Origin of the sequence: Buttiauxella ferragutiae, from assembly GCF_022637515.1 — a bacterium.
GTDB classification, from domain to species: Bacteria; Pseudomonadota; Gammaproteobacteria; order Enterobacterales; family Enterobacteriaceae; genus Buttiauxella; species Buttiauxella ferragutiae.
In genome coordinates this window covers 4396615-4417134 of record NZ_CP093332.1, presented here as the reverse complement: position 1 = coordinate 4417134, position 20520 = coordinate 4396615, and the positions used below count along the sequence as shown (strand labels likewise).

The 20520-nt window shown below is 49.4% G+C and carries 18 protein-coding genes and 1 tRNA gene; 5 read left to right on the top strand and 14 right to left on the bottom strand.

Annotated features, from left to right (window positions below):
- Positions 1–52: 52 nt before the first annotated feature.
- Positions 53–814 (bottom strand): lipoprotein YafT, encoded by a 762-nt coding sequence (locus MNO13_RS20350; RefSeq protein ID WP_241940090.1) that lies wholly within the window; start codon positions 812–814, stop codon positions 53–55.
- 260 nt (positions 815–1074) lie between these two features.
- Positions 1075–1983: a LysR substrate-binding domain-containing protein gene (locus MNO13_RS20345; RefSeq protein WP_241939177.1), complete on the bottom strand. Its 909-nt coding sequence runs from the start codon at positions 1981–1983 to the stop codon at positions 1075–1077.
- Positions 1984–2082: 99 nt separating this feature from the next.
- On the opposite strand from MNO13_RS20345, the gene MNO13_RS20340 reads away from it, so the two are divergent.
- The gene (locus tag MNO13_RS20340; RefSeq protein ID WP_241939176.1) at positions 2083–2856 is read left to right on the top strand and encodes a HalD/BesD family halogenase; all 774 of its coding nucleotides are present in this window, start codon (positions 2083–2085) and stop codon (positions 2854–2856) included.
- On the opposite strand, the gene MNO13_RS20335 is transcribed toward MNO13_RS20340, so the two are convergent.
- From MNO13_RS20335 to MNO13_RS20320, 4 genes are all read right to left on the bottom strand, one after another.
- Positions 2853–3887, bottom strand: a complete 1035-nt coding sequence (locus MNO13_RS20335; RefSeq protein WP_422387201.1) for a DUF2817 domain-containing protein — start codon at positions 3885–3887, stop codon at positions 2853–2855. The genes MNO13_RS20340 and MNO13_RS20335 overlap by 4 nt on opposite strands.
- A 71-nt stretch (positions 3888–3958) precedes the next feature.
- A complete protein-coding gene (locus tag MNO13_RS20330) occupies positions 3959–4729 on the bottom strand; it encodes an ABC transporter substrate-binding protein (RefSeq protein WP_121814308.1) in 771 nt (256 codons plus the stop codon).
- Between the two features lie 357 nt (positions 4730–5086).
- Positions 5087–5878, bottom strand: coding sequence for an SDR family NAD(P)-dependent oxidoreductase (locus MNO13_RS20325; RefSeq protein ID WP_064539978.1), 792 nt, complete (start codon positions 5876–5878; stop codon positions 5087–5089).
- 253 nt (positions 5879–6131) lie between these two features.
- A tRNA-Phe gene (locus tag MNO13_RS20320) sits at positions 6132–6207 on the bottom strand.
- 435 nt (positions 6208–6642) lie between these two features.
- Between MNO13_RS20320 and MNO13_RS20315 the strand changes: the two genes are divergently transcribed.
- Complete coding sequence (locus MNO13_RS20315; protein ID WP_241939175.1) at positions 6643–8781, top strand: ornithine decarboxylase; 2139 nt, start codon at positions 6643–6645, stop codon at positions 8779–8781.
- A gap of 136 nt (positions 8782–8917) precedes the next feature.
- Here MNO13_RS20315 and MNO13_RS20310 read toward each other — a convergent pair whose 3' ends face one another.
- From MNO13_RS20310 to mutY, 4 genes are all read right to left on the bottom strand, one after another.
- Positions 8918–10171, bottom strand: a complete 1254-nt coding sequence (locus MNO13_RS20310; RefSeq protein ID WP_064539974.1) for a nucleoside permease — start codon at positions 10169–10171, stop codon at positions 8918–8920.
- Positions 10172–10426: 255 nt separating this feature from the next.
- A complete protein-coding gene (mltC, locus tag MNO13_RS20305) occupies positions 10427–11503 on the bottom strand; it encodes a membrane-bound lytic murein transglycosylase MltC (RefSeq protein WP_064539972.1) in 1077 nt (358 codons plus the stop codon).
- A gap of 59 nt (positions 11504–11562) precedes the next feature.
- A complete protein-coding gene (locus tag MNO13_RS20300) occupies positions 11563–11835 on the bottom strand; it encodes an oxidative damage protection protein (RefSeq protein WP_034493327.1) in 273 nt (90 codons plus the stop codon).
- A gap of 2 nt (positions 11836–11837) precedes the next feature.
- Entirely contained in the window at positions 11838–12920 is a 1083-nt protein-coding gene (gene mutY / locus MNO13_RS20295) for an A/G-specific adenine glycosylase (protein ID WP_157092904.1), read from the bottom strand.
- A 155-nt stretch (positions 12921–13075) separates the two neighbouring features.
- On the opposite strand from mutY, the gene trmB reads away from it, so the two are divergent.
- From trmB to MNO13_RS20280, 3 genes are all read left to right on the top strand, one after another.
- Positions 13076–13795 (top strand): tRNA (guanosine(46)-N7)-methyltransferase TrmB, encoded by a 720-nt coding sequence (trmB, locus tag MNO13_RS20290; protein WP_064539968.1) that lies wholly within the window; start codon positions 13076–13078, stop codon positions 13793–13795.
- The gene (locus MNO13_RS20285) at positions 13795–14121 is read left to right on the top strand and encodes a YggL family protein (protein ID WP_064539966.1); all 327 of its coding nucleotides are present in this window, start codon (positions 13795–13797) and stop codon (positions 14119–14121) included. The genes trmB and MNO13_RS20285 overlap by 1 nt, the downstream gene beginning before the upstream one ends.
- A gap of 72 nt (positions 14122–14193) precedes the next feature.
- Entirely contained in the window at positions 14194–14910 is a 717-nt protein-coding gene (locus tag MNO13_RS20280) for a YggN family protein (protein ID WP_241939174.1), read from the top strand.
- 128 nt (positions 14911–15038) lie between these two features.
- Here the strand turns inward: MNO13_RS20280 and leuD are convergent, their stop codons facing one another.
- From leuD to leuA, 4 genes are read right to left on the bottom strand one after another with little or no spacing between them, the layout of a single operon-like run.
- Entirely contained in the window at positions 15039–15644 is a 606-nt protein-coding gene (leuD, locus tag MNO13_RS20275; RefSeq protein ID WP_237931560.1) for a 3-isopropylmalate dehydratase small subunit, read from the bottom strand.
- An 11-nt stretch (positions 15645–15655) separates the two neighbouring features.
- Positions 15656–17056: a 3-isopropylmalate dehydratase large subunit gene (leuC, locus tag MNO13_RS20270; RefSeq protein ID WP_241939173.1), complete on the bottom strand. Its 1401-nt coding sequence runs from the start codon at positions 17054–17056 to the stop codon at positions 15656–15658.
- A gap of 2 nt (positions 17057–17058) precedes the next feature.
- Complete coding sequence (leuB, locus tag MNO13_RS20265) at positions 17059–18150, bottom strand: 3-isopropylmalate dehydrogenase (protein ID WP_064539956.1); 1092 nt, start codon at positions 18148–18150, stop codon at positions 17059–17061.
- Between the two features lies 1 nt (position 18151).
- Positions 18152–19723 (bottom strand): 2-isopropylmalate synthase, encoded by a 1572-nt coding sequence (gene leuA, locus MNO13_RS20260; RefSeq protein ID WP_064539954.1) that lies wholly within the window; start codon positions 19721–19723, stop codon positions 18152–18154.
- Between the last annotated feature and the right edge of the window lie 797 nt (positions 19724–20520).

The window sequence follows — 20520 nt, the reverse complement described above, 5'->3', positions numbered from 1 at the left end:
TATATTTATCAATGCCTGCCGCCATAAATTACAGGCGGCAGATGTGGTGATATTACTGATATCGGTTCACTAGATCTTTAACCACAGCTACAAACGTTTTCTGCTTAAGCTGAATAATCTGTTGCTCTGTTGTATTTATGTTTCCTGACTGAACCGGGAGCACACTGTATTCATAATTGACAGGTGACCAGGTAGCCCATTCACCCGTTGCTACATTCACCAGAGAAAAACGTATCAGGTAACGCAGTGAGGCTGAATCCGTGAGTTTTTCATTTTTATAATCGGACCATGCCATGTTTTTTGTCACAGAATCATATCTGCCTGACTGCAATGTATCCTGGTAAACGATAATGACTCTTTGATGCCCCTTCGCTGCAATATAACGTAACGCCTGCATATAATTCATATTTTCACTGGCAATAATATCCCCACTCTCATTTTTATTACATACAGCTACTTTTTGTCTGTCTGGAATTCCGGTGAATGTCGATACCCGATAGTATTTTTCCATTTCCTGTTGCATGGACATTTCAGGCGCCTTGTTACCTGACTGAACCAGGATAACGGCAGAATTCAGCGGTACACTTAACTTCTCGCCATCCAGTGCTGCCTGAATATCTTCTTCAGATACAGCCAGTGTCGTTTCATTCCCAAAAATGTCTTTGTCGGTCAGTTGCTGTGCGAGGGCATTTTTACTGGCACTACTTTCTGGACGAAATGCTCCGGTTTTTTTTGCATCAATAGGGGAATGTGGTGCACAGCCAGCAAGAAAAAATGCAGCCGCGCACAAAAAGACTGTTGACCTGGAATCCATGCTACTTTCTTCCTTGTTTTCGCCAAAATTATTGTGATTGTTCATCTGGAAATCTGAAGTGATTATATACCTGTACTAGTAGTCAGCAAAATAGGATTTATTTTATTATACATTCATGAAATATATGGGTTGTACTGAAATGATTATCTGAATGATTATCATGATGGTGAATTAAGTCTTTGGTCGTGGTGGTGATATTTCTGTAATATTAAATAGGTAAGTAGAAATATCACAATGTTTGGTCTGGCACGGCACTTTTATTAATCATCCGTTCCGGTAATCCCTCCTAGCCAGGCAATTAACTGGCTACTTCCCGGTTGGCTCAGTGTTCGTTGTGGCCAGGCGAGAAAATAGGGTTTACTCAGCGGCAGGCTGAGCTCATCTACGACAACAAGGCTGCCTAATGCTAGTTCTTTGGCAATTAAATGCCGTTGCCCAAGTACAACCCCCGTACCCGCGACAGCGGCATCTAATGCGAGTGAAGTGAGATTGAAGATGAAAGAGGGCTGCGGTTGAGGTTCTTCCCTCTCTTTAGCCTGAAACCAGCTTCGCCAGTCAGGTAGAAAACGCCCTTCATTTCCCCAGTCGAGATGAATCAGTGGTGCTTCGTTTAGCAGATCCCGGCCCTGGAAACGCGCAACCAGTTCCGGGCTGGCGACTGGCAGCACCTCATCGTGAAATAAAAATTGTTTTTCCAGTTGGCTATAGCGCTCCTCACCAAAACAGATAACAAAATCGGCATGCATGGTGTTGAAGTCCACCTGGGTATGAGTGCCATGCAACGCCAGGTCAACATCCGGGCAATGGGCACGCCAGTTATGTAACTCGGGAAGTAGCCATTTGGTTGCCAGTGAAGGCAAAGAATAGAGCGTTAATCGGGGAGCCGCAGCGGCATAGCGAATGTTTTGCTGGCCAAGCAGCAAAATATCAAAAGCTTCAGTGACATAACGTAAATACTCTTTCCCTGTTTCGGTCAACATCACTCCGTTTGGTGTGCGGACAAAAAGTGCACTGCCTAGCTGTTCCTCCAACTGACGAATTTGCTGGCTAACAGCCGCAGGAGTGAGCGCTAACTGAGCTGCCGCTTTTGCAAGGCTGCCCAATTCAGCCGCCGCTTTGAACGAGTTAATCACGCTGATTTTGGGTAATCGCAGTTGCGGTGCAGGCATTAATTTTTCCTTTTCAAGGTATTAAGTATTTATCGTTATCTACTCAGCGTGCAGGGGATTACAGTAAAATCACACCTGCTAACGATGAGAATTGCATATATGCCTGAATCCATTATTAGTCTCGACGCGCACCCGATTAACGATATCGCCTGGCGTCGCTCTTGCCGGGAGCAGTTAAACACCAGCGGTGCGCTGGTACTACGCCAGTTTTTGCAACCAGCAGCACTGAATACCATTATCGGTGAGGCCGAAGCACAGCGCCATCAGGCGTATCACACGGTCAGCAACCATAATGCATACCTGATGAAAACCGATCCGGAATTCAGCGCGGAACATCCCCGCAATCGCGACGTAATCAGTACCAAAGGTTGCATCACTGATGATTTAATTGCCTCTAATTCGCCGCTACGCACACTTTATAATAGTGCTGAGTTTCAGTTTTTTCTTTGCGATGTACTGGGCGAAGAAGCTCTCTATCCTTATGCCGACTCCCTCTCATCGATTAATATTCACTATGCTCCGCACGGTAAGGAATTGGGCTGGCATTTTGATAACTCATCGTTTGCCATCACTCTGTTATTACAAAAACCGCTAGCGGGCGGTATTTTTCAGTATGTGAAGGATTTGCGCGATGCAGATGCGGGTGAGATGAATTACGACGGAGTGGCAGAAGTCCTTGATGAACGCCGCACTGTCGATCAATTGGCAATTGACCCGGGCGATCTGGTTTTGTTTCGGGGCCGTAATTCGCTTCATCGCGTCACGCCCACCGAAGGTGAGGTGACGCGAATGTTGGTCGTACTGGCTTACAACACTAAACCGGATATCGCACTATCAGAAAACGCCCGTATGACCTTTTATGGGCGTCTTTAATCTTCAGTCTCGTTAAGCAGCGCCCGCCAACCACGGGCAAAGTATTGCTGAGTACGCAACGCCACCAGTGCCCGCCAGTCCTCATCGGCGGGCCAGAACGCTTCCACCAAATCACGTTTAATTTCCTGGCCCTCGGCAGTGGCAGGATTACCTTTGAGATGTAACCAGTGATCGTTCCGTAGTCGCCGGTGCATCTCTTCTGCGGGGTAGGTGCCACATTCCACGACCAGCGGCAGAATCTGGGTATCAGGCAGAGCGTTGAGCAGGAACTGCGACAAATAACCCGTTGCTGTCGCTGTGACGCCGGTATCGCTATCTCGACCCGCACCGGTAAACAAAAGCGTCAGTGATTCTTTGTAGATCCGTTTGCCCCATGCGTGTGCCGGGAATGGCTGCTCAGCAATAGAAAGCAGCATTGGATGGGCCCAGGCTCCAGCACCCGTATGCAGATCAAAACTGATGATGGTCCGTGCGCGACTGAGATGACGCTCAATGATGGCTTGCATGGTTTGCATGGACCAACTGGGTTGGTTGCCACCATAGAACAAGCCTGTCGGAAACTGATACTGCCCGGCCTCGACTACGCGTTTTAGCGCAGGCCATCCCTCCCTGGACAGCGCTGACGCCAGTTGCCTGTCGGCAAATTCCCGCTCACCAGAGTAAATATCGTGCCAACGCAGATAGTCTTGATTACTCGGGATGGTCTGTGAAAAATCGATGAAACCGCGGTTAAGATCAATATTGTCTTCGTTGACTCGCCGCAGGTGGGCGGTTCCCCAGGGGTTAAGCAGATGGATAAACAGCAGTGCTGTATCAGCAGGTAACTGATTCATCTCAAATTCCGCAAGCCAGGCAATCTGGCTCTCTGAGCCATAATAGCCTTCAACCCCGTGAGTGCCAGAAATCACAAGCATCATGCGAGATGCCGTCTCACTGCCAAAAAGCGCTACATCGGTATAAAGTAATTCACCTTTCGGGCCGCTGAGTGGATGTGGGTAAGAATGAATCAACCCACCTTTCGTCTCTGCCATGGAAATAAAACGCGACCTTTGAGTGGTATAATCCGCTAATGGAATATCCGCTGTCATCATTATTTATTTCCTTATGGATAAACTGAGTAATTAAAGTATTTCTTTGCCAGACGATCGTAAGTGCCATTTTTATGTATTTCGGCCAATGCCAGGTTTATTAATTGCAGATTTGTTTTATCGTCTTTTCTTAATGCGATGCCAACACCATCACCAAATACTTCTTTGTCTGTAATAGTGGCCTTAATCGCAAAGTTTTTACCCTCCGGTTTATCAAGAAAACCTTGCTCGGCAGAGATAATATTGGTCAGGCTGCCATCAAGACGCCCGGAAACCAGATCAGGATAAATCTCCATCTGATTGGCGTAGGAGATGACCTCCACGCCTTGTGGTTCCCATTTTTTCTTGGCGTAGGTTTCCTGAATAGTCCCCTGTGCTACGCCGATTTTTTTGCCCTGCAGTGAAGCCGTATCATGGCTCAGTGTGCTGCTGTTCAGTGCGATCAGCGCATTTGGAGTGTTATAAAGCATGTCGCTAAATGCGACCTGCTCACGGCGCTTCTCGGTCATTGCCATAGCAGACAGAATCGCATCAAACTTCCGCGCATTAAGCGCAGGAATGGTCGCGTCAAAGCCAATTTCTACCCACTGGCAGGTCACTTTAGCCTGGGCGCAGATGGCATTGCCCAGATCAATATCAAACCCCTGAAGCGAGCCGTCAGTAGCTTTAGATTCAAACGGCGCAAACGTTGGGTCGACACCAATACGTAGGGTCTGCTGTGCAAAAGCAGTATGACTTAATCCTGAAAACGCGAGAATCAGTGAGGCGAGAATATGCTTTTTCATTTTTATCTCCGAGGGGCGCAGGTGAAATTATTAGTCACACATAAATTAATTACCATGACGTTACTATTTCCGCCAGTAAATATCTTACTTCAGCTCTAGTTTTTTCTTATAATTTCGGTTGGGTCGTTGTGGTAAGTAAAACTTTCGACAGCATTAAATATTATTTAATACTATTAGTGGGAATAAATGCGTTTATTTATATTGCAAATTAAGCAGGCGATTTATTGATAAATTATTGGTCAAGTAACCGAACTGTAGAATGGTGATGATTCCAGTTTATTGATAGTGCTTAATAACCAGGTTAGAGATCTATAAAAATGCCGTTCAACCCGGTTATGTCAGTGAAATAGTTTGCTGTCAGAGAGTATCGATGACCCCACCGTCAACGCGAACGGACGCTCCTGTGGTCGCGGAAGCAAACGGCGACACAAGATAGGTTACTAAGTTTGCGACTTCCTCGACGCTGCTGGCACGTTGAATGATCGAACTGCCACGATGCTGCTTGACGAAGGCGGCGGCAATTTCCTCCAGCGGCAACCCCGTTTTCGCTTGCTCATCGGCAAGCATCGCTTCTACACCTTCGGAAAGAGTAGGACCCGGGAGTACGGAGTTAACGGTGACATTTGTACCAGCCATGCGCTTAGCGAGACCGCGGGCGACAGCGATGTCGGCGGTCTTGCTGACGCCGTAGTGAATCATTTCGACCGGAATATTAAAACCGGATTCTGAGGCCAGGAATATCACGCGGCCCCAGTTCAGTTTCTGCATGCCTGGAAGATAGGCGCGAGAAAGCCTGACGGCGGACATGACATTGACCTGCCAGTGGCGATCCCAAACTTCGTCGTCAGCGTCGAAAAAGTCAATTGGCTGGAAGATGCCTGCGTTGTTAATCAGGATGTCTACCTGAGGAATTTGGGCGACAAGAGCCGCACACCCCTCGGCAGTTGACAGGTCGGCCGTGGCAGGTTTAACGCTACCTCTTGCGCCTTCGGCTTCTAGCCGTTTGGCGGCCTTTGTGGTCTTTTCCTCTGAGCGGCCATTGAGCACGACATCCGCTCCAGCCCTTGACAGTTGGCGAGCAATTGCGTAGCCGATGCCTTCCGTTGAACCTGTAACCAGCGCTCTCTTGCCTGTGAGATCGATTTGCATTTTCTGCTCCTGTCGAGATTGGATGACAAAAACATGGGGGTCAGTTTTGCAGTCTCGCAATGGGCAGGTCAGTGGGGAATATGGGGAGAAAGGAAGTGAATTCGCCCTTCAGAATGCCTGCGCATCAGGATTGCTGAAAGTGTAGCAGGCGCTGGAATGTGGGGGGAGGCGATGAGTCATCGAATAGGGTTTGATGGAGTGAGCGTTTCTCTAAAAGCAAAAAACCAGCCCGTAGGCTGGTTTCTTTAAATAGTGGTGCCCGGACTCGGAATCGAACCAAGGACACGGGGATTTTCAATCCCCTGCTCTACCGACTGAGCTATCCGGGCAACGGGGCGCATTAAACCGTAAAGGCCGTTTGTCGTCAATGGTTTTGTGTTAATAAGCCGTGCGTTTGCGCGAATATTGTGCTCCGGCTAGCAGCGTCGTCTTGAACCCTCGTGCAGAAGGTGCCATGATTGCGCGAAATTTCACACATCGTAACGGGGCGCTTATTGATGTTTAGAGTCAATGTTCACCGGCATCTCTCGATGGCGCTCGTTCACCTTTCTGTTGTATCCCGAAGACCCTTGCTCACCATGCGGTGAGGGCATCGCACGCTCACTGCAGGACATCAGTAAAATCAGGTGATGCCTGGTTTTACTGATGTCTGGCGGTCGGAGTGGGAATCATCCTTCAGACCATCAAGACACATTCGCCGGGGAATGCTCCCTTTGCCGTGCCATCTGGCACTCACTCATCCTTGACCTCTGGGATTTGTGCATATGAAATCTTTGAAAATTGCCGCCAGCCACGATGTGGTTGCCACACTTGAAACGCATCGCGAAGTGGTCACGCTCGATAGCACTGACTTCACCGATATCGCCGCCGTTGTCCTTTCTGTCGCTGATAGCTGCAGCGGTATTCTGGCGCTACTCAAACGTACAGGTTTTTCGATTCCCGTTTTTTTAGCCGCTGATGCAAGGCCTGGCGAGCAAGAAGGGATATCGGGGCTGATAACCGGCGAAGCGCAGGATTATCTGGAGCTGGAAAAAGCGGCCAGTGACTACGAAGCCAATCTGTTGCCGCCGTTTTTCGATACGTTGACGAAATATGTCGCGATGGAAAACAGCACTTTTGCCTGCCCTGGCCACCAACACGGTGAATTTTTCAAAAAGCACCCGGCCGGCCGCCAGTTCTATGATTTCTTCGGCGAGAATCTATTCCGCGCCGATATGTGCAACGCTGACGTTAAACTCGGTGATTTGCTGATCCATGAAGGATCGGCCAAGCATGCGCAGAAGTTTGCCGCCAAAGTGTTTAACGCGGATAAAACTTACTTCGTGCTAAACGGTACCTCGGCGGCCAATAAAGTCGTCACTAATGCGCTGCTGACCCGTGGCGATCTGGTTCTGTTTGACCGCAACAACCATAAATCAAACCATCATGGTGCATTGATTCAGGCCGGAGCGACTCCGGTTTATCTCGAGGCTGCTCGTAATCCATTTGGGTTTATCGGCGGTATCGATGCGCACTGTTTTGATGAAAAGTATCTGCGTGAGTTGATCGCCGAAGTTGCGCCAGCTCGCGCACAAGAAAAGCGTCCGTTCCGCCTGGCGGTGATCCAACTCGGGACTTACGATGGCACCGTCTATAACGCGCGCCAGGTGGTGGATAACATCGGCCACCTTTGTGATTACATTTTGTTTGATTCAGCATGGGTCGGTTATGAGCAATTCATCCCGATGATGGCGGACTGCTCGCCGCTGCTGTTGGATCTTAACGAAAACGATCCGGGGATCTTTGTGACGCAATCGGTGCATAAGCAGCAGGCCGGTTTCTCGCAGACTTCGCAGATCCACAAAAAAGATAACCATTTACGTGGGCAAGCACGATTCTGCCCGCATAAGCGGCTGAATAACGCGTTTATGTTGCATGCTTCAACCAGCCCGTTTTATCCGCTGTTCGCCGCACTTGATGTGAACGCGAAAATTCACGAAGGGGAGAGCGGACGCCGTCTATGGGCCGAGTGCGTGGTGCAGGGCATTGAAGCGCGCAAAGCGATCATCGCCCATTGTAAGATGATCAAACCGTTTATCCCACCGGTGGTGGCGGGTAAGCCGTGGCAGGATCATCCCACTACGGCAATCGCGCAGGAGCGCCGTTTCTTCAGTTTTGAGCCGGGTGAGAAGTGGCATGGTTTTGAAGGTTATGCGCAGGATGAATACTTCGTTGATCCTTGCAAGTTGTTGCTGACGACACCGGGTATCGATCCACAAACCGGGCAATACACTGAATTTGGTGTACCTGCGGCGATCCTCGCAAACTATCTGCGTGAAAACGGGATTGTCCCTGAGAAATCGGATCTTAATTCGATTCTGTTCTTACTGACGCCTGCGGAAAGCACTGAGAAGCTGGCGCATCTGGTGGCGATGCTGGCGCGGTTTGAGCAGCATATCGAAGACGATACACCGCTGGTGGATGTTTTGCCGACGATCTATCAGAAATATTCCCAACGCTACAGAGGCTATACGCTGCGCCAGTTGTGCCAGGAAATGCACGATCTTTACGTCAGCTTTGCGGTGAAAGATCTGCAAAAAGCGATGTTCCGCAAAGCCAGCTTGCCTGCGGTTGCTATGAATCCACAGGATGCCAACAGCGAGTTTATTCGCGGCAATGTGGAACTGGTGCGTTTAAGCGAATCAGAAGGGCGCATTGCGGCGGAAGGTGCGTTGCCGTATCCGCCGGGCGTGTTGTGTGTCGTACCGGGCGAAGTCTGGGGCAGTGCCGCGCTGCGTTATTTCCTCGCGCTGGAGGAAGGTGTGAATATGTTGCCGGGCTTCTCGCCAGAATTACAGGGTGTGTATAGCGAAACAGATGCGGATGGGATCAAGCGTTTGTACGGCTACATGATAAAAGCCTAAAAACGCTCCCCTTTTCAGCTTTTGTAGGGGGGATAAGCGCTAGCGTCATCCACCAATTTACATTAGTGGTGTCGGATGACGCTGCGCTTATCCGACCTACGAAAAAAGATTTGCCAGTAGTTTTAGGTGTTATCAATCAGGCAACTGGCTGGATAGCCGCAGGCGTTCTGACGTGTTTATATTTGAACAGTGCGACGAAGGCGAAGGCTAGTACCAGTGAATATCCGGCGAAAATTAGCCATACGCTTTGCCAGTCAGTAATGCCAGCCGTCGTGTAGTTTTCCACCACTTTCCCGCTGACAATCCCGCCCAAAATGCAACCAAAGCCGTTGGTCATCATCAGGAACATGCCCTGTGCGCTGGCACGAATTTCTGGTTTCACTTCTTGCTCAACGAATACCGAACCGGAAATGTTGAAGAAGTCAAAGGCGCAACCGTAGACGATCATCGACATTACCAGCAGCATGGTGCCCATCGGCGTTGGGTCGCCAAAGGCAAACAGACCAAAGCGCAGCATCCACGCCACAATACTGATAAGCATCACGTTCTTGATGCCGTAACGCAGCAGGAAGAACGGAATCGTCAGGATAAATACGGTTTCAGAAATCTGCGAAATAGACATCAGCACTGACGCGTGTTCAACAATAAAGCTGCTGGCGAACAGCGGGTTTTGATCGAAGCTGTGCAGGAAGGTGTTGCCAAACATATTGGTAATTTGTAACTCGGCACCTAACAGCATAGAGAAGATAAAGAAAATCGCCATGCGCTTGTTTTTGAATAAAGCGAAGGCATCCAGCCCTAACATGGAAGTCCAGCTTTGGTTTTTTTGCGCGTTGGCGACCGGAATATGTGGCAGTGTCAGGGTGAACAAGGCTAAAACCACTGACAGTGTGGCACCGATATAAAGCTGCATGTGGCTCAATTCGAAGCCTGAGAAGCTCACGCCCCACATGGCGAAGATAAAGCCAATGGTTCCCCAGATACGAATTGGCGGGAAGTCAGTGACAATATTCATTCCCGCTGATTGCAGGCGATAGTAAGAGATGGTGTTCACCAGGCCAAGCGTTGGCATATAGGCCAGTGAGTTCAGCAGAATCACCACGAACATCGCACTCGGTGAGGTGACCTGGGCTGCGAAATACAGTGTGACGGCGCCAACCAGATGACAGGCAGCGTAGAGCCAGCGCGCACTAATCCATTTGTCCGCAATAATACCCAGTAGCGTTGGCATAAATACCGCAGCAATCCCTAATGAACTGTATACCGCGCCGATGGCCGCGCCATCAAACTTGAGGGTGACGAACATGTATGAGCCGAGCGTAGTCAGCCAGCTACCCCACAAGCAGAACTGCAGAAACGAAAGTACTTTAAGCTGCAGCTTAAGGTTCATGGAAATTTCCTCACAGGATTTAACTATCGAATGTTTCATTTCTCACATATCTGTTTCGATATGTTGTAATCGTAACATTAGCAGGGCTGCGGAGTAATTTTTGGTACATTCAGCAAATAAATGAAAACATCTTCAAGTTACATTCGAAAATAGTGACCGGGGCTACATTTTTTGCTGAATGAGGCAGGTAAAGCGCGGGCAATGTTGTCTCTCCTGGCATCAAAATGAATGACAGGAGAGACAACAAACAGAGGATTAACGCCGACGATAGCTCTTCTGTGCGGTGTTCACTTTTTTCAGATAATTACGAGATTCCGCAGACGGGTGGCGTGTTGTCAGGGTTTGATAGATATCACCTGGAGCCATACTATTGATAATATTGAACGCGCGGTTCTTATCGTTGTTGAACACGCGCAGCACGCTGCCCGCACCGCCGTTATATGCGGTGATGACGGCATAACGGCGCGAGGTTGGGTTATCAATTCCGCTCAAATAGCTGTCTTGCAGAATCGCCAAATAAGCCGTGCCGGTATCGATATTGCTTTCCGGGTCAAACAAGAAGCTGCGGCTTGGTTTGCCCCATTTCCCTTGCGATTTGAAGACATCAACCCCGGCGCTGTGCTGCACAACCTGCATCAGGCCCAGTGCATCAGCGTGGCTCACGGCATACGGGTTAAAGCTCGATTCGGTTTGCATGATTGCCAGGATCAGGGATTCATCGACGCCATATTTCTTCGACGCTTTGCGTACCATGCCAATGTATTTATGCGCACGTTTATCAAGGTGGTTTGGTACCAGGTTGATGGTCACGCTATAAACAATTTTCAGCCCGGTACTGCGGCTTTTCATGCGTGTTTGCAGCAGGTAATCAGCAAACTTAGAGGCGCGGCCTTCCCAGCGAATCGGCTGGCCGGTGTTATCAACTACCTGGCCATACAGGAACGGTTCTTTGGAGATAACCACATCGTTGGCATCGGAATAAAGGTCGATTGAACCCGGATCGTCGCCCATCAGTAACGTGTTGATGATCGCCTGACGTAAGTGCGCAGCAGGTTCAGTGCCGGCAATGGTTTCGATGGTAATCGTACCTTCGTCAAAGTTGATGTGGCTACGGGTCAGGTATTGGTCGGTATATTTCACGTAGTCTTTAGGACCCGCAATCAACACTTCCTTGATGCCCCAGATATTTTCAATGTTATGAGCGAATTGCCCCATCAAAATATCGAAACCATTGGTGTCTTTAACAAAAGCCTCGTTATAGGAGTCTTCTTTTTTGCTCGAACATGAGATGAGCAAGGGGACAACCAGAGCTAGCGCGAGAAATTTTTTCATCGTTCCGTGTATGCGTGTGCTTGTTGGAGTTTGCATAAGGGGCGATGGCCCCTGTATTTTTATTTTTCTGGCGGCGTGTAGCCTTCGATGTGGACTTCTTTGCCTTCGAACAGGAAGTTGACCATTTCAGCTTCCAGCTCTTTGCGGTGTTCTGGATTCATCATGCTCATTTTGCGTTCATTGATAAGCATGGTTTGTTTGGTCTGCCACAAAGCCCATGCTTCTTTAGAGATCTCGTTATAGATACGTTTGCCGAGTTCACCTGGATACAACTGGAAATCCTGGCCTTCCGCGTCACGTTGTAGGTAAGTACAAAAAATAGTTCTGCTCATCATTATTCCTCTTCAACAGCTCGTGCGGGTTTAAGTACCACCGGCTCGGCGTGTAATTGCTGTAATAAACGCTCTACAGGGGCGGCCAGTCCTACGGACGGTGGCTGCGCTAAGTTATACCAGAGAGCGGTTCCTTCATCCATGCACCCATTAAACGAAAGCACCGGCAGCCACATCGGGACAATGTCCAAATGGAAGTGGCTGAATGTATGGCGGAAGGCGTTTAATTGCGTGAGATTATCTGCGGGAATATTGCGTTGTGCTAGCCAGTCGTACAGCTCTTCTTCGCTCGCAAATTGTGGGAAGCAGTACAAACCGCCCCATAATCCAACAGCAGGGCGCTGGGAAAGCAGGATGCTTTGTTGATGCTGCATCATCAGGAAATAGCCAGTGCGCTCAGGTATCGTCACCTTCGGTTTTTTGCCTGGATAGTTCGCCCAACTGTTATTGGCATAAGCGACACAAATATTATTCACCGGACAAAGTTCGCACTTGGGTTTCGAACGCGTGCAAACCATCGCGCCAAGATCCATCATCGCCTGGTTAAATTGGCTAACGCCTTGCGCGGGTGTGACTTGTTCGCTGATGTCCCAGAGTTTCTTCTCAACATCTTTTTTACCCGGCCAGCCAGAAACCGCATAACAACGTGCCAGCACGCGTTTTACGTTGCCATCAAGAATCGGGAAATGTTTGCCCAGCGATAGAGAGAGGATTGCACCTGCGGTGGAACGACCCACACCGGGTAGCGCTGAAACCTCTTCAAAGGTTTCCGGGAACACGCCATTGTGAAGATTAGCCACCATTTGTGCTGCTTTATGCAGATTTCTGGCGCGAGCGTAATAACCGAGGCCAGTCCAAAGATGTAGCACTTCATCAAGTGGCGCATTAGCGAGATCGGTGACGGTCGGGAAGCGTTCCATAAAGCGCTCAAAGTAAGGAATGACGGTGGTAACTTGCGTTTGTTGCAACATTACCTCCGACAGCCATACTTTATATGGCGTTTTTTCGAGTTGCCATGGCAGGGTTTTGCGCCCGTACTTTTGGTACCAGTCGAGAACCTGGTTGGCGAATTGCGGCGCTTGTATCATTGTTGCCTGGCATCCGATAAATGTGTGATTTAGGGGGCTGATTCCAGCACAGACGGCTCCGTGCTGTAAACCGGAACTTTCTGGTGCTTGCTTCTCATCATTAACTTTGGATAATGCCCGTTTCCCGAACACTAACTCAAAGCCTGAACACCATGAAAAATGACGTCATCTCACCGGAATTTAATGAAGAAGGCCGCGCAATGCGCCGGATTCGTAGTTTTGTGCGCCGCCAGGGTCGCCTGACTAAAGGGCAGGAGTACGCACTGGAAAACTATTGGCCGGTGATGGGCGTTGAATATCAAGACGCGCCTGTCGATTTTGCCGAGCTGTTTGGCCGCGAAGCACCAGTGACGCTGGAAATTGGTTTTGGCATGGGTACGTCGCTGGTGGCAATGGCAAAGGCTAATCCACAGCAGAACTTTTTAGGCATTGAAGTGCACTCACCAGGCGTCGGTGCATGCCTCGCGACAGCTCATGAAGAGGGCGTTGAGAACCTGCGCGTGATGTGTCACGACGCGGTTGAAGTGCTGCAAAAAATGGTTCCTGACAATTCTTTATCCATGGTTCAGCTCTTTTTCCCTGATCCGTGGCACAAAGCACGTCATAATAAGCGCCGTATCGTTCAAGTGCCGTTTGCCGAGCTGGTAAAAAGCAAACTGAAATTGGGTGGTGTGTTCCATATGGCAACCGACTGGGAACCTTATGCAGAACACATGCTCGAAGTGATGTCCTCTATCGATGGTTATCAAAACCAGTCAGAGAGTAACGACTACGTACCGCGCCCGGATTCACGTCCGGTGACCAAATTTGAACAACGTGGCCATCGTCTTGGTCATGGCGTATGGGACTTAATGTTCGAGAGGGTAAAGTAATGGCAATTAATCGTAGCCGTCGTTTGCGTAAGAAAATGCACATCGACGAATTCCAGGAACTAGGGTTCTCTGTTGCATGGCGTTTCCCGGAAGGCACCTCCGAAGAACAAATTGATAAAATCGTTGATGCGTTTATTGACGAAGTTATCGATAAAAATGGTTTGGCTTTTGATGGCGGCGGCCACCTTTCCTGGGAAGGCTTAATCTGCCTGCAGGAAATCGGCAAATGCACCGAAGAGCATCAAGCTCTGGTGCGCAAATGGCTTGAAGATCACAAAGCAGAAGACGTTCGCACCAGCGAGCTGTTTGATGTTTGGTGGGATTGATATTTGCAGAATAATTAGGTCGGTGAAAACCGGCCTTTTTTTTCTTAAATTTTTAGAAGTTCAGGAGTCACTATGATTCGTAAGGCACTGATGGGCGTTTTGCTGCTCACCGCGATGCAGGCGCAGGCCGACTATAAATGTAGCGTCACTCCTCGCGATGACGTGGTCATCAACCCGCAATCAGTCCAGGTTGTTGGTGAGAATGGAAATCTGGTTATTGCCCCAGACGGTAGCCTGCAATTCAACGGCAAGCCACAGACTTTAAATGCAACGCAGCGCCAATTGGCGGTGAATTATCAGCAAGCGTTGCGTACAGACCTGCCATGGATCAATAACGGTGCTTTGGCTCGTGTAGAAAAAGGCCGTGTCGCGCTGGATAAAATCATCGCTAAAGAAGTGGGTGAGAGCAGCAATATGCGTGGCCGCCTGACTAAACTCGACGCGCAACACAAAGAGCAGATGAACCGTATTATCGAGACTCGTCAGGACGGTTTAACCTTCCATTACAAAGCGATTGACCAGGTTCGAGCCGATGGGCAACAGCTGGTAAACCAGGCGATGGGCGGCATCTTGCAAGACAGCATCAACGAAATGGGTGCGAAAGCGGTTCTGAAAGGTGGCGGTAACCCGCTGCAAGGCGTGCTGGGTAGCCTTGGTGGCTTACAGACTTCCATTCAGAATGAGTGGAAAAATCAGGAAAAAGATTTCGAGCAATTTGGCCGCGATGTGTGCAGCAAAGTGGTGACGCTGGAAGGGCAGCGCAAAGGGCTGGTCGAAACATTAAAGTAATGTTTTAGCCGTTGTAGGGTGGATAAGCGAAGCGTCATCCACCGTTTGTCGGGTGACGCTGCGCTTACCGGACCTACAACAAAGCTGTGTCATCAGTCTAATGGCGGGTGAAACACCCGCCATTATTGTTAACGCATAAACGCCGGTTGTTTTTGCTCGTAAGCAGAAATTGAACCTTCGTGTTGCAGCGTCAGGCCAATACTATCCAGCCCTTCTAACATGCAGTGGCGGCGGAAAGTATCGATATTAAACGAGTAACTTTTCTCGCCCGCAATTACGGTTTGCGCTTGCAGATCGACGACAAACTTAATCCCCGGATTTGCCGCAACCAGTTTGAACAGCTCGTCCACTTCTTTTTCGCTCAACGTCACCGGCAGCAGCTGGTTGTTGAATGAGTTTCCGTAGAAAATATCTGCAAAACTTGGCGCGATAACCACTTTAAAACCGTAATCGGTTAAGGCCCACGGTGCGTGTTCACGCGAAGAACCACAGCCGAAGTTTTCACGCGCCAGTAAAATTGAAGCGCCTTTAAACTCCGGGAAGTTCAGCACGAACTCTGGGTTTGGCTTTTGGCCTGCGTCATCCAGAAAGCGCCAGTCGTTAAACAGATGAGCGCCAAAACCGGTGCGTGTCACCTTCTGCAAAAATTGCTTAGGAATGATTGCGTCAGTATCAACATTTGCGGCATCCAGCGGAACGACCAGGCCGGTATGTTGGATAAATTTTTCTGCCATGGTGTTTTCCCTTATTTCAACGTGCGGATGTCAGCAAAATGACCAGATACCGCAGCGGCGGCTGCCATTGCTGGGCTAACCAGATGCGTGCGGCCACCACGGCCCTGACGGCCTTCGAAGTTACGGTTGCTGGTGGAAGCACAACGCTCACCGGGTTCCAGGCGGTCGTTGTTCATTGCCAGGCACATCGAGCAGCCTGGTAAACGCCATTCAAAGCCCGCTTCAATAAAGATCTTATCCAGACCTTCAGCTTCGGCCTGCGCTTTGACAGGGCCGGAACCAGGAACCACTAACGCCTGCACGCCTGGAGCCACTTTGCGGCCTTTGGCAATTTCAGCCGCAGCACGCAAATCTTCAATGCGTGAGTTGGTGCATGAACCGATAAACACTTTATCGATAGCCACTTCGGTTAATGGAATGCCTGGTTTCAGGCCCATGTAAGCCAGTGCTTTTTCAGCAGAGGCGCGTTCAACAGGGTCCACGAAGGATTCTGGATTCGGGATGTTTTCGGTGACGGAAATCACCTGGCCTGGGTTGGTACCCCAGGTGACTTGCGGTGCAATGTCAGCGGCGTCCAGCGTGACAATGGTGTCGAACTTAGCGCCTTCGTCGGTGCTGAAGGTTTTCCAGTACGCTACTGCATCGTCCCAGTCGGCATCTTTCGGTGCGTGCAGGCGGCCTTTCACGTAGTTAAACGTAGTTTCGTCTGGAGCAACGATGCCAGCTTTAGCACCCATTTCGATTGCCATGTTGCACAGCGTCATGCGGCCTTCCATCGACAACGCCTGAATTGCGCTACCGCAGAATTCCACCACATGCCCGGTACCGCCAGCGCTGCCGGTTTTACCGATAATTGCCAGCACGATGTCTTTTGCCGTGATGCCTGGTGCGGCGGTGCCGGTGACTTCAATCTTCATGGTTTTAGCACGACCCTGTTTCAGGGTTTGCGTCGCCAGAACGTGTTCAACTTCAGAAGTGCCGATACCGAACGCCAGTGCACCGAATGCGCCGTGGGTCGCGGTGTGGGAGTCGCCACAAACAATGGTCATGCCAGGCAAGGTGATACCTTGTTCTGGGCCCATGACATGGACGATGCCCTGGAATGGGTGGTTCAGGTCATACAACTCAACGCCGAATTCTTGGCAGTTTTTCATCAACTCCTGCATTTGAATGCGGGCCATTTCGCCGGAAGCGTTGATGTCTTTAGTTTGCGTAGAAACGTTGTGATCCATGGTGGCAAACGTTTTGCCTGGCTGACGCACCGGGCGCTTATGCGCACGCAGGCCATCAAACGCCTGCGGGGAGGTCACTTCGTGAACCAGATGACGGTCGATATACAGCAGCGGCGTTTCATCTACTGCTTCGTAAACGACGTGGGCATCGTACAATTTTTGATATAACGTCTTCGCCATGATTATTTCCCCTCTGCCACGAAACGAGCAATGGTATCGCCCATTTCGTCGGTGCTGATTGCATTGCCATCGCGAGCCAAATCGCCGGTACGGAAACCTTCTTCCAGCGCAAGGTTGATAGCGTTTTCGATGGCCTGTGCGGCCTCTTCAGCATCCAGGCTGTAGCGCAGTAATAGAGCCAGAGACAGGATCTGCGCAATTGGGTTAGCAATGTTTTTACCTGCGATATCAGGTGCTGAACCGCCAGCAGGTTCGTACAAACCAAAACCTTGTTCGTTCAGGCTTGCGGAAGGCAACATGCCCATAGAGCCGGTGATCATCGCGCATTCGTCAGACAAAATGTCGCCGAACAGGTTGGAGCACAGCAGCACGTCAAACTGAGATGGGTCTTTGATTAACTGCATGGTGGCGTTGTCGATGTACATGTGCGCCAGTTCTACGTCCGGATATTCTTTAGCGATTTCGCCGACGATTTCACGCCACATTACCGACGATTGCAGCACGTTAGCTTTATCAATCGACGTCACTTTGTTGCGACGTTTGCGTGCTGATTCGAAAGCGATGCGGGCAATACGCTCAATCTCAAAGCGGTAATACACTTCGGTATCAAACGCTTTTTCGTGCATGCCAGAACCTTCGCGGCCTTTCGGTTGACCGAAGTAGATCCCGCCGGTTAATTCACGCACACACAGAATGTCGAAACCGTTAGCGGCAATGTCAGCACGCAGCGGGCAAAACTCTTCCAGGCCTTGATACAGGCGAGCAGGGCGCAAGTTGCTGAACAATTTGAAGTGCTTACGCAATGGGAGTAACGCGCCACGCTCAGGTTGCTGAGCGGGTGGCAGGTGTTCCCATTTCGGGCCACCGACGGAGCCAAACAGAATGGCATCTGCTTGTTCGCAGCCTTCAATGGTCACCGGCGGCAGTGGATTGCCGTGGCGGTCAATGGCAATACCGCCCACGTCATATTGACTGGTGGTTATGCGTATATCGAAGCGCGTACGAACTGCATCCAGTACTTTCAGCGCCTGAGCCATGACTTCTGGGCCAATGCCGTCACCCGGCAATACTGCTATATGATGAGTTTTTGACATGTCACACGGTTTCCTGATTATTTTCTTTATTATGAGCTTTGCGTTGCAATTCTTTCTCGACGATTCCCGCGCGCCAGATGTTGTTCAGCACGTTGACCATCGCTTTTGCTGAGGATTCGACGATATCGGTCGCCAGACCTACGCCATGGAAGCGACGGCCTTTGTGGGTGACGACTATGTCCACCTGACCCAGCGCATCTTTACCCTGGCCTTTCGCAGACAGCTGGTATTTCACCAGTTCCACATCGTAATTGGTGATGCGGTTAATCGCCTGGTAGACCGCATCGACCGGGCCGTTGCCTGTTGCTGCTTCAGATTGTGTTTCTTCGCCACATTGCAACTGGACGGAAGCGGTAGAAATCACACTTGAACCGGACTGCACGTTGAAGTATTCCATGCGGAAATGTTCTGGCTCTTCTTGTTGCTTACCGATAAAGGCCAGAGCTTCCAGATCGTAATCAAATACCTGGCCTTTCTTATCAGCCAGTTTCAGGAAGGCGTCGTACAACGAATCCAGATTGTAATCGTCTTCTTTATAACCCATCTCTTCCATGCGGTGTTTCACAGCAGCGCGGCCAGAGCGGGAGGTCAGGTTCAATTGCACCTGATTCAAACCAATAGTTTCCGGGGTCATGATTTCGTAGTTTTCGCGGTTTTTCAGTACGCCATCCTGATGAATCCCGGAGGAGTGCGCGAAAGCATTGGAACCAACCACCGCTTTGTTAGCTGGAATTGGCATGTTGCACAACTGGCTGACAATCTGGCTGGTGCGGTAAATTTCATGGTGATTGATATTGGTATGCACGCCCAACATTTGGCCGCGTACTTTAATCGCCATGATCACTTCTTCCAGCGCGGTGTTACCAGCACGTTCACCGATGCCGTTCAGGGTGCCTTCAACCTGGCGAGCGCCTGCCTGAATTGCCGCGATAGAGTTGCCTGTCGCCATGCCCAAATCATCGTGGCAGTGAACGGAGATAATCGCTTTATCAATGTTAGGGACGCGGTTATACAGGGTCTGGATAATGCCGCCAAACTGTACTGGAGTGGTGTAACCCACGGTGTCCGGGATGTTAATTGTGGTAGCGCCAGCGCCAATTGCAGCTTCTACAATGCGGCACAGGTTATCGATTGGGGTCCGGCCTGCATCTTCACAAGAGAACTCTACGTCGTCGGTGTAGTTACGGGCGCGTTTTACAGAATTGACTGCACGGGCTAACACATCATCGAAGGTACTACGCAGTTTCGTTTCGATGTGCATCGTGGATGTCGCCAGGAACACGTGAATACGGAAGGCCTCGGCAATTCTTAATGCTTCAGCTGCAACATCAATATCTTTATCTACACAACGAGCGAGGCCACACACACGGCTTTTTTTGATGTTGCGAGCGATGGTCTGCACAGATTCGAAGTCACCAGGGGAGGAAACAGGGAAACCAACCTCCATCACGTCAACACCCATACGCTCCAGTGCCATTGCGATTTGCAGTTTCTCTTTAACACTCAGACTAGCCTGTAACGCCTGCTCACCATCACGTAAAGTGGTATCGAAAATAATGACTTGTTGGCTCATGTTGTGGTCCTTTCTCGTCTTAGGGGCCGTTGCTACGAGCATAAAAAAACCCGCGCAGTGGCGCGGGTTTTTTCTGTCTGATGGCTTGAATCAACGCTTGATTTCGCCCACCAGCCTACCGCGCAAAGAAGTTGCGTTTAGTAGTAGGTCTAGTAGGCGAATGCTGCGAATCATGTTTCAAGCCTCAAGTGAATTCGTTATGCATTTATTGGTACTTGATCTGCTTTGCTGTGTCAACACTCGATTGCCTCAACCCCCGATTAAGGATTGAAAGACAACCACCGACCTAAGCCATTTGTGCTGACATATGTAACTTTCATAATATATCTAAAAAGTATGGAAAAGGATTACTTACGTTCCCCTGTAAAATTGAAATTCTCAGAAACAATTAAAAATATAATGTTTGTTATCTATTTCATTCATCATGGTTATGATTTGAGGTCAATAATCCATGTTTTGATGCTATTTTAGGAATTTGGCCTCTTTCTTTATTAACTGAATATGAGTAGAGAGATTGTTTCCGTGATGATGATGTTATCCATGCTTAATATATTATTCACTGTGCGAATCATTGTGTGTTAAGTCATTTTGTGATTTGATTAGCACGATCCAGAAATCAACTGACGAAGAGTAAAATCATATGAGTTTTATAGATTTATCAGGGTGTCAGTAGCTGAAGTCGTGTTGGTATATTAGAAAGCGTAAATTTATTGATTTATATCTGAATTGTTTAATTAACGTTTTTAAATGCATAAATCAGCATGCTCTGCTTAGTAAATGATAATAGGAGTAGTTCA